This window comes from Yokenella regensburgei (genome assembly GCF_003634235.1).
GTDB classification, from domain to species: Bacteria; Pseudomonadota; Gammaproteobacteria; order Enterobacterales; family Enterobacteriaceae; genus Yokenella; species Yokenella regensburgei.
In genome coordinates this window covers 91,039-104,038 of sequence record NZ_RBIZ01000005.1, presented here as the reverse complement: position 1 = coordinate 104,038, position 13,000 = coordinate 91,039, and the positions used below count along the sequence as shown (strand labels likewise).

At 56.4% G+C, this 13,000-nt stretch carries 13 protein-coding genes; 8 read left to right on the top strand and 5 right to left on the bottom strand.

Annotated elements, in window-relative coordinates; genetic code table 11:
* Positions 1-3: 3 nt before the first annotated feature.
* The 4 genes from C7387_RS15550 to araD are packed head-to-tail and all read left to right on the top strand — an operon-like array spanning position 4 to position 3,710.
* Complete coding sequence (locus C7387_RS15550; protein ID WP_120817027.1) at positions 4-1,509, top strand: FGGY-family carbohydrate kinase; 1,506 nt, start codon at positions 4-6, stop codon at positions 1,507-1,509.
* Complete coding sequence (gene ulaD / locus C7387_RS15545) at positions 1,506-2,168, top strand: 3-keto-L-gulonate-6-phosphate decarboxylase UlaD (protein ID WP_120817026.1); 663 nt, start codon at positions 1,506-1,508, stop codon at positions 2,166-2,168. Before C7387_RS15550 ends, ulaD begins: the two co-directional genes overlap by 4 nt.
* Positions 2,161-3,021, top strand: a complete 861-nt coding sequence (locus tag C7387_RS15540) for an L-ribulose-5-phosphate 3-epimerase (RefSeq protein WP_120817025.1) — start codon at positions 2,161-2,163, stop codon at positions 3,019-3,021. Before ulaD ends, C7387_RS15540 begins: the two co-directional genes overlap by 8 nt.
* On the top strand, positions 3,015-3,710 hold the full coding sequence (gene araD, locus C7387_RS15535) for an L-ribulose-5-phosphate 4-epimerase (protein WP_120817024.1): 696 nt from the start codon (positions 3,015-3,017) through the stop codon (positions 3,708-3,710). The genes C7387_RS15540 and araD overlap by 7 nt, the downstream gene beginning before the upstream one ends.
* A gap of 44 nt (positions 3,711-3,754) precedes the next feature.
* Here araD and C7387_RS15530 read toward each other — a convergent pair whose 3' ends face one another.
* Positions 3,755-4,327: a GNAT family N-acetyltransferase gene (locus C7387_RS15530; protein ID WP_051860905.1), complete on the bottom strand. Its 573-nt coding sequence runs from the start codon at positions 4,325-4,327 to the stop codon at positions 3,755-3,757.
* 128 nt (positions 4,328-4,455) lie between these two features.
* On the opposite strand from C7387_RS15530, the gene cbpA reads away from it, so the two are divergent.
* The 3 genes from cbpA to C7387_RS15515 all read left to right on the top strand — a co-directional run bounded on the left by cbpA (position 4,456) and on the right by C7387_RS15515 (position 6,734).
* On the top strand, positions 4,456-5,394 hold the full coding sequence (gene cbpA / locus C7387_RS15525) for a curved DNA-binding protein (RefSeq protein WP_120817023.1): 939 nt from the start codon (positions 4,456-4,458) through the stop codon (positions 5,392-5,394).
* Entirely contained in the window at positions 5,391-5,696 is a 306-nt protein-coding gene (gene cbpM / locus C7387_RS15520; RefSeq protein WP_120817022.1) for a chaperone modulator CbpM, read from the top strand. The genes cbpA and cbpM overlap by 4 nt, the downstream gene beginning before the upstream one ends.
* A gap of 81 nt (positions 5,697-5,777) precedes the next feature.
* Positions 5,778-6,734: a nickel/cobalt transporter gene (locus C7387_RS15515; RefSeq protein ID WP_040902679.1), complete on the top strand. Its 957-nt coding sequence runs from the start codon at positions 5,778-5,780 to the stop codon at positions 6,732-6,734.
* On the opposite strand, the gene C7387_RS15510 is transcribed toward C7387_RS15515, so the two are convergent.
* Both C7387_RS15510 and ampR read right to left on the bottom strand, forming a co-directional pair.
* Entirely contained in the window at positions 6,713-7,495 is a 783-nt protein-coding gene (locus C7387_RS15510; RefSeq protein WP_120817021.1) for an AraC family transcriptional regulator, read from the bottom strand. The genes C7387_RS15515 and C7387_RS15510 overlap by 22 nt on opposite strands.
* 22 nt (positions 7,496-7,517) lie before the next feature.
* Complete coding sequence (gene ampR / locus C7387_RS15505; RefSeq protein ID WP_038252747.1) at positions 7,518-8,387, bottom strand: LysR family transcriptional regulator AmpR; 870 nt, start codon at positions 8,385-8,387, stop codon at positions 7,518-7,520.
* Positions 8,388-8,526: 139 nt separating this feature from the next.
* On the opposite strand from ampR, the gene ampC reads away from it, so the two are divergent.
* Positions 8,527-9,675 carry a CMY2/MIR/ACT/EC family class C beta-lactamase gene (ampC, locus tag C7387_RS15500; protein ID WP_112471478.1) on the top strand — a complete coding sequence of 383 codons (1,149 nt, stop codon included), beginning with the start codon at positions 8,527-8,529 and terminating at the stop codon, positions 9,673-9,675.
* 2 nt (positions 9,676-9,677) lie between these two features.
* Here ampC and C7387_RS15495 read toward each other — a convergent pair whose 3' ends face one another.
* Positions 9,678-11,192 (bottom strand): EAL domain-containing protein, encoded by a 1,515-nt coding sequence (locus tag C7387_RS15495; RefSeq protein WP_120817020.1) that lies wholly within the window; start codon positions 11,190-11,192, stop codon positions 9,678-9,680.
* Between the two features lie 200 nt (positions 11,193-11,392).
* Complete coding sequence (gene proP, locus C7387_RS15490) at positions 11,393-12,895, bottom strand: glycine betaine/L-proline transporter ProP (RefSeq protein WP_120817019.1); 1,503 nt, start codon at positions 12,893-12,895, stop codon at positions 11,393-11,395.
* Positions 12,896-13,000: the final 105 nt, after the last annotated feature.

The following is a 13,000-nucleotide window of genomic DNA, read 5'->3' as shown; positions in this document are numbered from 1 at the left end:
ACGATGAGTGATAAAGAGACTTTCTGGCTGGGTATCGATTGTGGTGGTACTTACCTGAAAGCCGGGCTGTATGACGCCAATGGCCGTGAGCACGGCATTAACCGGCAATCGTTGCAAACAACATCACCGTTACCGGGATACGCCGAACGCGATATGCATCAGCTGTGGCAACAGTGCGCAGCCACAATAGCCGGGCTGTTGCAGCATGCTGGCGTTAGCGGCGAGCAAATCCAGGGCGTCGGCATCTCCGCTCAGGGAAAAGGACTTTTTCTTCTCGATAAGCAGGAGCAGCCACTGGGCAATGCCATTCTCTCCTCCGACAGACGCGCGATGGATATTGTCCAGCGCTGGCAGCAGGACGGCATTCCGGAAAAGCTCTATCCGGTTACCCGTCAGACGCTGTGGACCGGGCATCCAGCCTCGCTGCTGCGTTGGATAAAGGAAAATGAGCCTCAGCGTTACGCGCAGATTGGCTGCGTCTTAATGGGCCATGACTATCTGCGCTGGTGTTTGACCGGGGTGAAAGGTTGTGAAGAAAGCAATATCTCCGAGTCTAATCTCTACAACATGACTCGCGGGCAATATGACCCACAGTTGACCCGCTGGCTTGATATCAGTGACATCGACAACGCACTGCCGCCGATAGTTGGTTCAGCCGAAATAGGGGGAGCAATCACCGCTGAGGCCGCCGCCCTGACCGGTCTGGCGGCAGGTACTCCCGTCGTCGGTGGCCTGTTTGACGTGGTCTCTACCGCACTTTGCGCCGGTATTGAAGATGAATTCACCCTCAACGCGGTGATGGGAACCTGGGCCGTGACCAGCGGTATCACACAAGGCCTGCGCGACCACGAGGCGCATCCCTACGTCTATGGCCGCTATGTGAATGACGGACAGTACATCGTTCACGAAGCCAGCCCAACGTCTTCCGGCAATCTCGAATGGTTTACCGCCCAGTGGGGAACGCTCTCGTTTGCCGAGATCAACCAGGCTGTTGCCAGTTTGCCCAAAGCCGGGAGCGAACTTTTTTTCTTACCGTTTCTGTACGGCAGCAATGCCGGTCTGGAGATGAACAGCGGTTTTTACGGGATACAGGCGCTGCACACCCGCGCGCATCTGCTTCAGGCGGTCTACGAAGGTGTCATCTTCAGCCACATGACCCATATCAACCGAATGCGTGAGCGGTTTACCCAGGCTCGTACCCTTCGCGTTACCGGTGGTCCGGCACATTCTGACGTCTGGATGCAGATGCTGGCAGACGTGAGCGGCCTGTGCATCGAATTACCCCAGGTAGAAGAAACTGGCTGCTTTGGTGCGGCGCTCGCCGCCCGCGTCGGCACCGGCGTTTACCGCAATTTCAGCGATGCCCAACGCAGCGTACAGCACCCGGTGCGCACGCTGCTGCCGGACATGACCGCACACGAACGCTACCAGCACAAATACCACCATTACCAGAATTTGATTTCAGCCCTTCAGGGCTATCACGCCCGCATTAAGGAGCATGCACTATGAGCCGTCCATTACTGCAACTGGCGCTCGACCACACCAATCTTCAGGCCGCACAACATGATGTCGCCCTGTTGCAGGACCATGTCGATATCGTTGAAGCCGGTACGATCCTCTGCTTAACCGAAGGACTCAGCGCGGTAAAAGCGCTGCGCACCCAATGCCCGAATAAAATCATCGTCGCCGACTGGAAGGTCGCCGATGCCGGAGAAACCCTCGCGCAGCAAGCTTTTGCCGCCGGGGCCAACTGGATGACCATTATCTGCGCCGCACCGCTGGCGACCGTTGAGATGGGCCACACCGTTGCTCAGGCCTGTGGTGGCGAAATTCAGATGGAACTGTTCGGAAACTGGACGCTGGATAACGCTCGCGCCTGGTACCGCAGCGGTGTGCGTCAGGCAATATACCATCGTGGGCGAGATGCGCAGGCCAGCGGCCAGCAGTGGGGGGAAAGCGATCTGGCGCGCATGCGGGCCCTTTCTGATATCGGACTGGCGCTGTCGATTACCGGTGGAATCACCCCGACCTCCCTGCCGCTGTTTAAAGACATCAATGTAAAGGCGTTTATCGCGGGTCGTGCGCTGACTGGTGCTGCCCACCCCACGCAGGTTGCCGCTGAATTTCATGCGCAAATCGATAGCATCTGGGGGGCACAGCATGCGTAATCATCCACTGGGTATCTATGAAAAAGCACTGCCGAAGGATCTCAGCTGGCCCGAACGGTTGGTGCTGACAAAAAGCTGCGGTTTTGATTTTGTTGAAATGTCCGTGGACGAGACCGACGAACGCCTGTCGCGCCTTGAATGGAGCGCAACCCAACGAGCATCGCTGGTGACCGCCATGCTGGAAACCGGCGTCGCCATCCCATCGATGTGCCTGTCAGCCCATCGCCGCTTTCCTTTTGGCAGCCGCGATGCGTTGGTGCGCGCGCGAGCACGAGAGATCATGACCAAAGCCATCCGCCTGGCGCGCGATCTGGGTATCCGTACTATCCAGTTGGCAGGTTACGACGTCTACTACGAAGAACACGACGAAGGGACCCAGCAGCGCTTTGCCGAAGGACTTGCATGGGCGGTAGAGCAAGCAGCAGCGGCGCAGGTGATGCTGGCGGTGGAAATCATGGATACCGCCTTTATGAACTCAATCAGTAAGTGGAAAAAGTGGGATGAGATGCTCGCCTCTCCCTGGTTCAGCGTTTATCCGGACGTGGGCAACCTCAGCGCCTGGGGAAACGATGTGACCGCGGAACTGAAGCTCGGTATCGATAAAATTGCTGCCATCCATCTGAAAGATACCCAGCCGGTGACCGAGCACAGCCCCGGCCAGTTCCGCGATGTTCCCTTTGGTGAGGGATGTGTAGATTTTGTCGGCATTTTTAAAACGCTGCATGAACTGAACTACCGCGGTGCATTTCTGATTGAGATGTGGACAGAAAAAGCCAAAGAACCAGTGCTCGAGATTATTCAGGCTCGTCGCTGGATTGAAGCACGGATGCAGGAAGGAGGATTCACATGTTAGAACAACTGAAAGCCGAGGTACTGGCGGCAAACCTGGCCCTTCCTGCCCACGGGCTCGTCACGTTTACCTGGGGTAACGTCAGCGCGATTGACGACACGAGCAGGTTAATGGTGATTAAACCCTCCGGCGTCGAGTATAGCGTGATGACCGCTGACGATATGGTGGTGGTGGATATCGGCAGTGGCAAAGTCGTTGAAGGCAGTAAAAAACCCTCGTCCGATACGCCGACGCACCTGGCGCTCTATCGTCGTTATCCGCAGATCGGCGGGATCGTCCACACCCATTCCCGCCATGCAACGATCTGGTCGCAGGCTGGTCTCGATCTGCCAGCCTGGGGTACGACCCATGCCGACTATTTCTATGGCGCGATCCCATGCACCCGCCTGATGAGCACTGAGGAGATCAACGGTGAGTATGAATACCAGACTGGTGAAGTGATCATTAACACCTTTACCGAACGTGGCCTGGATCCTATGCAGATCCCGGCGGTGCTCGTGCATTCACACGGCCCATTTGCCTGGGGCAAAGATGCCGCCGACGCGGTACATAACGCCGTGGTGCTTGAGGAGTGCGCTTACATGGGGCTGTTCTCACGCCAGCTGGCACCGCAGTTGCCTGACATGCAGACGGAATTACTCGATAAACACTATCTGCGCAAGCACGGTACCAACGCCTACTATGGGCAATAAAATGCTTCTCCTGGGCCAAAGTGCCCAGGCCGCAGCGAGGCGCCCTACAGTCCCTGCTCAGCCATCACTACCTGCTGCAGCTGCTGGTTGAAGGCGTCGTACTCGGCTGCGGTCAGGCGGCGAGGGAAGCTCAGCACCTCGAGCACGTGCGGCTGATATGCCGGTTTATAGCTCGGGTGCGCATGGTTCACGCCGTTGGTGACGTATCCCCTGCCCTGGTAAAACGCCAGCCGATTGCGGGAAACCGTATCCTGCGGCGGATCGATTTCAAGGATAACCTGAGCAAACCGGGTGTTAATCTCGTCCATCGCCAGCTTGCCGATCCCCTGACCGCGCAGCGCATTATCCACGGCGAAATGTTCGATGTAGAACCATTCCCCCACCTGCCAGCCACCTAAAATCCCGGCGTTTCTCCCCTGATACGAGAGCACCCAGGCCCGAAACGTTGGCGCTGCGCGCAAAATCGTCCCTCGCCCTTCTCGCGTCCGCTGTTCGTAATCCGGAAATGCGTCGTCATAAACCTCATTAAAATAACGAACATTTTCATCATCTTCCATGCGTAACGCATGGAAGGAAATCCTTTCATCCATCGGGCTATCACCGTCATTGTCTGTCATTATCACCCCTGTTATAACAGTTGAAAGGCACATTTCACCAGGCGATCCCTGACTAATTGCCCTACCCTTAAAGGTGGTACCAGTCTGGCAACCATCCTCATTCGGTTATGAATCACTGAGATAACATCATGGAATTAAAGGATTATTACTCTATTCTAGGGGTTAAGCCGACGGACGATCTCAAGACTATCAAGACCGCTTACCGTCGCCTCGCGCGAAAATATCACCCCGATGTCAGTAAAGAACCTGACGCCGAAGCCCGTTTTAAAGATCTTGCTGAAGCCTGGGAAGTGCTGAAAGACGACGAACGTCGTGCGGAGTACGACCAAATCTGGCAGCACCGCAACGATCCGCAGTTTGCCCGTCATCAGGGTCAGGGGCATGCCCAGGGCCAACAGCAGCACCAGTACAGTCAGGAGGAGTTTGACGACATCTTCTCGTCTATCTTCGGCCAGCATGCCCGTCAGTCGCGGCAGTCGCACGCCGAACGCGGCCATGATATTGAAATTGAAGTGGCGGTGTTCCTCGAGGAGACGCTGGAAGAACACACTCGTACCCTTAGCTATAAGCTGCCGGTCTACAACGTGTTCGGTCAGGTAGAGCAGGAGATCCCGAAAACCCTCAACGTGAAAATCCCTGCTGGCGTTGGCGACGGTCAACGTATCCGCCTGAAAGGTCAGGGCACGCCGGGCGAGCACGGTGGCGCGAACGGAGACCTGTGGCTGGTTATCCATATCGCACCACATCCACTGTTCGATATCGTCGGACACAACCTCGAAATCGTAGTGCCGCTGGCACCGTGGGAAGCAGCGCTCGGCGCGAAGGTCACCGTACCTACGCTTAAAGAGAGCATCCTGCTGACCATCCCGCCAGGTAGCCAGGCGGGCCAGCGGTTACGCATTAAAGGAAAAGGACTGGTCAGTAAGAAAGTCACCGGCGATCTGTATGCGATTATCAAAATTGTGATGCCGCCAAAACCTGACGAGCAGGCCGCCGATCTCTGGCAACAGCTCGCTAAGGCGCAGTCCTCGTTTGAGCCACGTAAAGAGTGGGGGAAAACTAAATGACCAAGGTTACAGTCACCTTCACCGTCACCGAGTTTTGTGTGCATACCGGTGTGTCGGAAGAAGAACTGAATGAAATTGTGGGATTAGGCGTGATTGAGCCGTCACAGAACCAGGCCGAGCGCTGGTTGTTTGACGATCGCGCGGTGAGCATCGTCCATCGCGCCCTGCGTCTGCGCCGGGAGCTGGAGCTGGACTGGCCCGGCATCGCCGTCGCCATGACGCTGCTTGAAGAGAACGCGCAGTTGGTGAAAGAGAATCGGTTGCTGCATCAGCGGCTGGCGCGTTTTCTGGCCCATTCCTGAAAGTGCGTAAATCCGCCGCTGCGGCGGATTTTCCCTGCAGGCTGAGATACACTTCAGGTATCACCTCTGCGGAGTATCGCCATGACCACGCAATCACTTTCACGCTACTGGCGTCTCTCCGGCCTTGGCCTCTTCATGCTGGTATCACTGCTGGCGGTAGCGGTAGTGCATGCTCACTGGGGGGCTTTCATTCAGTGGTGCCTCAGCACACAAATCACCCTGCACCGCTATCTGGTGATGTACCTTCTGCAGCTCAATAATCATCAATACAGCGGCGGGCTATGGCTGCTCGGCGGGGCGTTTACCTATGGCGTTCTGCACGCCGTGGGGCCGGGTCACGGCAAGTTTATTGTTACCACCTATCTCAGCACCAACCAGGAAAGCCAGCTGGCGGCGCGCGTCGTGCCTTTTTTAGGCAGTCTGATGCAGGGCGTTACCGCCATTCTGTTCGTCTTCATCCTCGCTATCGGGTTTAACCTCGCCGCAGGAGATCTCAGCGAAAGCCGCTGGTACGTTGAAAAAGTCAGCGCCCTGATGATAGGTGCATTTGGTGCGTTCGTTATCTGGCAGGCGCTGAAAACGTTGCGTCCACGCAAGCTCACCTTTAACCGGTTAACCCCCCTTCATCAGCACAGTGAGAGCTGCGGTTGCGGCGGCCATGGCGTAGGGATAGATATCGCCAAAGCCGACTGGAAAACGCGCGTGGGGGTTATCCTCACTATCGGCGCACGCCCGTGCAGCGGGGCAATTATGATTTTGATGTTCTCAAATGCGCTGGGGATGGTGAGCTGGGGCATTGCCGCCGTGATGGTGATGGCGCTCGGTACAGCGCTCTCCATCATGGGGCTATCGCTGGCGGTTCGCTACGCCCGTAACCGTACCGTGGCGTTTTTCGGTGCCGACAACCCGCAGTATCGCTGGCTGGTCCCGCTGGTGAAAATTGCCGGTGGCGTGGTGATTATTTTGTTCGCCACCGTCCTGTTCCTGACGGTTATCCCGATCAGCGCTAACGGCGACTATATCGCTGCAGGTTGCTGAAGCACGTATTCCCGGGGCGTGGTTCCGGTCATGGTACGGAAAAACTGGATAAACGCGCTGTCGCTGGCGAACGCCAGATGACTTGCCACGTCGGTAACACGCGCTCCTGTTGCCAACAGTTCAACGGCCTTCATCAGCCGCCACTGCTGGCGCCACTGCTGATAAGACAACCCCGTATCCCGCAAAAATAACCGGGTAATGGTTCTCTCGCTCGCCCCTGTGCTCCCGGCCAGCACGTGCAACGGTGGCGGCAACTCATCGCCGGTGAGCGCACTGAGACGCTTATCCTGCGGGAAACGCAGCGTCATCGGCATCGCCTGTGCGTCCTCAAGCTCCGCCACGCACAGCGCCGCCAGGTGCCGCTCCGGGCTTACCTGCCAGTCGGCGTCGAACGGCGTCGCGGCAATCCGCTCCAGCAGCTCCCGCAGCAGCGGCGTAACGTTCAGCACCCTAGCCTCTTTCGGTAGCGCCATAAACGCAGCAGGTTCAAACCAGATGGAACGGTAATCCACCGTGCTGCGCATCTCGGCGCGGTGAGAAACGCCTCCAGGGATCCACGCCACCTTCATCGGCGGCAGCAGGCACAGCGTTTCCCCGTCGTGCATCGTCAGGCGGATGCATCCGGCGCGAGTAAACATCAGCTGCCCCATACGATGGCGGTGCAGCCCGGAGTCGTGATCGCCCAGTTCTGACTGCACGCCAATCACCGGCTGCTGCAGGCTATCGGGATTGAAAGTGGCTTCTGCATTCAACCATGCCATATTTTCTGACTCCCTGTAGTGGTTACCACTGCGTCGCAATCCAGGCGGCAAAATCACGCATCGCGGCGGTTTCCGGGCGAGATTGCAGGCGCGTCAGCCAGTATCCGCCAAGGCTAATCTGGGTCGGGAACGGCTGTACGATACGCTCGCTGTTAAGCAAATGGCTGAACATGCTGGTCGGCGCAATCGCAATCCCTGCACCACACTGCGCAGCCTCAAGCATCGCCAGCGAAGTGTCAAACACCATCACCGGATGCGTCGGCGCAGGCGGCGCTTCCCCGGCAGCCGTCAGCCATGCCGCCCATTCATCACGGCGGTAGGAGCGCAGCAGGGTGTAGTTAAGCACATCGGCAGGCTTGTGCAGCATTTCGGCAATCCCCGGCGCACATAGCGCGGAAAGCGGCGCATCGCAAAGGAATATCGCTTCGGTACCATGCCAGGCGCCGCTGCCAAAGCGAATAGTATAATCCAGTCCTTCTGCCGCCGGATCGACCCGGTTGTTATGCGTCGACAGATGCAGATCGATGTGCGGGCACCGGCGACGAAAAGCCTCCAGCCGTGGCAGTAAGAACCCTACGGCAAAGGTCCCGACTACGCCTATTTTAAGTTTTTCTCGCAGTTGTTGGGCGCTAAAGCGATCGAGGGTATCGGCAATGCGGTCAAAGGAGTCATTCAGTACCGGCAGTAAATTTTCCCCTTCCGTCGTCAGCATCAGCCCGCGCGATACCCGCACAAATAGCTGACAATTAAGGTGTTCTTCAAGAGTTTTCACCTGCTGGCTGATAGCAGAATGGGTCACGTTCAGCTCAATAGCCGCGTGAGTAAAACTTAAGTGTCGCGCGGCAGCCTCGAAGGCGCGCAGGGCGTTGAGCGGAATATAGCTTCGGGTCATGATGATATCTGTTAGAAAAACTGTAGGCAGATGCTAAATTTAATCGTTTGTCAGCCGCTGTCAAATCCCACAGACTGAGCGCGTCTTAAGGGCCCTGACATCTCTCTCACTCTATGGAAGGTTTTCACCCATGCAAAAAATGTTGAATGGCGTACTGGCGCTGGCCGCACTTTCGCTCTCTACGGCGGGCATTGCTGCGCCGAAAACGCTTACCGCGGAGCAGATAGCTCAGGCGGTGAATCGTACTATTGTGCCTCTGCTTAAAGAGCAGGCGATCCCGGGAATGGCGGTAGCGGTGATTTATCAGGGCCAGCCGTATTACTTTACCTGGGGTAAAGCGGATGTGCAGAACAACCGTCCGGTCACCACGCAGACGCTGTTCGAACTCGGCTCCGTTAGCAAAACTTTCACCGGCGTACTGGGTGGTGATGCCGTTGCCCGTGGTGAAATCAAGCTCAGCGATAAAGCAAATCAGTACTGGCCAGAGCTTAACGCCAGGCAGTGGCAAGGGATTACCATGCTGGACCTGGCGACCTATACCGCGGGTGGCCTGCCGCTGCAGGTGCCGGATAACGTCACGGACAACGCTTCGCTGCTTGAGTTCTATCAGCAGTGGCAGCCGAAATGGGCGCCGGGCACCACCCGGTTGTATGCCAACAGCAGCATTGGCCTTTTCGGCGCGCTGGCGGTAAAACCTTCCGGGCTTGGCTTTGAAGAGGCCATGAACCAGCGTGTACTGCAGCCGCTGAATCTGAAACACACGTGGATAACCGTTCCGGCATCAGAAGAGAAAAACTACGCCTGGGGCTATCGCGACGGCCAGCCGGTCCACGTTTCACCCGGCATGCTGGATGCCGAATCCTACGGCGTGAAATCCTCGGTCACGGATATGGCTGCCTGGCTGCAGGCGAACATGGCTCCGCAGCATGCCAGCAGCCCGACGTTGAAGAAAGGGCTGGAGATGGCACAGGCGCGCTACTGGCGCATTGGCAGCATGTATCAGGGGCTGGGTTGGGAGATGCTCAACTGGCCGGTTAATGGCGCAGCTATGGCGAAAGACGGTGATGGCGCTGTGGCGCTGGCACCGCACCCGGCAGCCGCAGTAGAACCACCGGTTCCTGCCGTTGCCGCCTCCTGGGTGCATAAAACCGGCTCCACCGGCGGCTTTGGGGCTTACGTCGCATTTATCCCGGAGCAGCAGCTTGGTATCGTGATGCTGGCAAACAAAAGCTACCCGAATCCGGCACGCATCCAGGCCGGATACACCATCCTGAAAGCGTTACAGTAAACTTATGCGCGCCCGGTGGTTCGGATCTCCGGGCGCAGCAGCACCTCGGTCAGTTTCTCAAACGGCAGCGGTGCCCAGAAGTAATAGCCCTGTAACAGGGTGATGTGCTGCTGGTTCATATGGTCGAGCTGCTGGGCAGTCTCGACCCCTTCCGCCACAATCCGTAGCGACAGCGCCTTCGCCATATCGATAACGCAGTCCACCAGCCGGGTCGACTCCGGATCTTCGGTGATCCGCCCAACGAAGCTGCGGTCAATTTTGATGTAATCCACCGAAAATTCATTCAGATAGGCCAGCCCGGAATAGCCGGTACCGAAATCATCCAGCGCCAGCGCCACGCCATTTTCCCGCAAATCCGCCAGCGCTTTGCGGCTTTCCGTCGTCAGCTCCAGCGGTTCCCGCTCGGTAATTTCCAGAATCAACGTCACGCGCTTTGCACCAAAGGCGGCAATAAACGTACGGCAATCATCCAGCAGCCCCGGCGAATGAATATGCGCGGCGCTGATGTTGAAGCTGATATGCAGCCCCTCCGGTACGTCAGCCATAATCGTTTGCATATCACGCATCGTGCTCATCATCAGATGGTGGGTCAGCGGCAGGATCAGGCCGCTTTTTTCCGCCACCGGAATAAACACATCCGGAGGAATAAATCCAGAGACCGGGTGCTTCCAGCGCGCCAGCACTTCGTAGCCATGGATCTCGCCGGTGATACCGTTCACCACCGGCTGATAGTACGGCACAATTTCTCCCTGGCTGATGGCGTTTTTCAGCGTTTCTTCCGGACTGGTGAATTTGTTCAGGTAGCGCCATAGCAGAAGTGCGGCACCAAACGACCACAGCAGAGAAAACAGCAGCAACAGCCAGCCCTGCTCCCAAAGGCGCTGCGGGCTAAAGCGCGCGGGTGGCTCAAAGCTCACGCCAAAGTCATAACGTGCGGAAGCTAATTGCGTTAACCCCGGCCCGACCGCGCTGAGGGAGCCATTCCAGGAGTATTTCTGCTCCCCTACCTGCAGATACAGCGGAGATTCCCCGGGAGGCACCTCCAGGCTGTCGCGCAGATAGACGTCGCGCAGGGTCACCACCACGTGTCCGGTCGGAAACGACGCCAGATAAACCAGCCGTGAAACCTGTCGCGGTGAACGGTTGTCGGTATAAAACATCAGCGAGGTTCGCGGCAGCGCACTATAGGGTACCAGCTCCGTTTTTGCGCCCAGCAGCGAAGAGCACCAGATCCACTCCCCACGCAATAAACTCACCGAGCGAACGTGAGGTAAAAATGCGGCTAATTCATTGAGCGTTTGCTGTGTATCTGGCGTGCAGCGGCTGGTTAATAATACCCGGGCGTCTTCGGTGGCCTGCCTGGCATCATCGAGCATATTTTCAGTTTGCTTTAACGCTTGTGCAGCATGATTCGTCGTCCTGGTCTGTGCAGAACGAAAAAGTTGCCAGTCAATTATGGCAACACTGAAACCGAGCAGTGTCAAAGCCAGCAGCCCGGTAATTAAAGAATTTTTCATTTTATGAAGGACTTTAAAATAGATAACTAACGGCCAGAACCAATACCGCTCCGTTATCAGATTAGATGAGGAAGAGTGCGCTGACCACTCCTTGACCTCCTTTTTCAGAAGTTTCCAGACGGGAATATATCGACAATATTGTGTTTTTTATTTGTTTATCAAATAAAAAACCCGGAAATCCGGGTTTTTCACTGTCACAATTATTCGTTTATTTTGGGATGCTGCTGCACCAACCGCGAGCGTTTCTCCTGAAGCTCGGCAATCTCTTTGTCGAGATCGTCAATCTTCTGCTCGATGTTATCGTGATGCTCCCGCAGGATTTCTTTCGCTTCCTGAAGGTCAGACGCCGCAGGCGTTGCCCCTTTCAGCGGCAGATTCGCGGTCTCTTTCATCATCAGCCCCGTAATCAGGCCAATCACCGCAATCACCATCAGGTAATACGCTGGCATCATCAGATTCTGTGAGGCTTCCACCAGCCATGCTGCAAGCGTTGGCGTTAAACCAGCAATCAGTACCGAGATGTTAAAGGCCGCTGCCAGCGCGCTATAACGAATATGCGTCGGGAACATTGCCGGCAGCGAGGAGGCCATCACCCCGGTAAAACAGTTCAGGATCACAGCCAGCATCAGCAAGCCGGCAAAAATGAGCCCAATCACGTCGCTGTTAATCAACATAAAGGACGGAATAGCCAGGATAAACAGCGCCACACTACCAATCATCACAAACGGACGGCGGCCAAAGCGGTCGCTCAGAAGCCCCATCACCGGCTGCACAAACAGCATACCAATCATGATGGCGATGATGATAAGCACCCCGTGATCTTCCGAGTAGTGCAGGTTATGCGACAGGTAGCTCGGCATATAGGTCAGCAACATGTAGTAGGTCACGTTGGTGGAAATCACCAGACCAATACACGCCAGCAGGCTGCGCCAGTGCTTCGTAGCAATCTCTTTGAAGGAGACCTTCGGGCCGTCCTGCAGACCCTGGCGGTCACCCTGCTCAAGCTTATCGACATGCTGCTGGAACGCCGGGGTCTCTTCCAGCGCGTGGCGCAGGTAAAGACCAATCAACCCTAGCGGCAGCGCGAGGAAGAACGGAATACGCCAGCCCCATGACAGGAAGTTTTCTTCACCCACCACGGTGGAGATCAGCACCACCACGCCAGCACCCAGCACAAACCCGGCAATAGAGCCAAAGTCGAGCCAGCTGCCCATAAATCCACGCTTGCGGTCCGGCGAATACTCGGCCACAAAGATAGAGGCACCGGTGTATTCCCCACCCACGGAGAAACCCTGCGCCATCTTACACAGCAGCAGCAGAACCGGAGCCCAGATACCAATCGACGCATAGGACGGGATCAGACCGATACAGAAGGTACTGAGCGACATGATGACGATGGTGATTGCCAGAATTTTTTGTCGGCCATACTTGTCGCCGAGCATCCCGAAGAACAGACCACCCAGCGGGCGGATCAGGAAGGGTACGGAGAAGGTCGCCAGGGCAGCAATCATCTGCACGCTGGGGTTTGCATCAGGGAAGAAGACCTTACCTAAGGCGAAGGCCACGAAACCATAAACACCAAAATCAAACCATTCCATTGCGTTGCCAAGAGAGGCGGCTGTTATCGCTTTACGCAATTTACCATCATCGATGATGGTGACATCCCGGAGTGTAATTGGCTTTATTCTTTTCCTTTTAAGCATATGTTTTCCTCGTAATCTTTCGTCACGCCCGCACTTTTTTGTGACGACAGCACCCTGTGGTGGTCATCGTGCGTGGCTGGAGTAACGAAATGCTGTGCTCCTCAT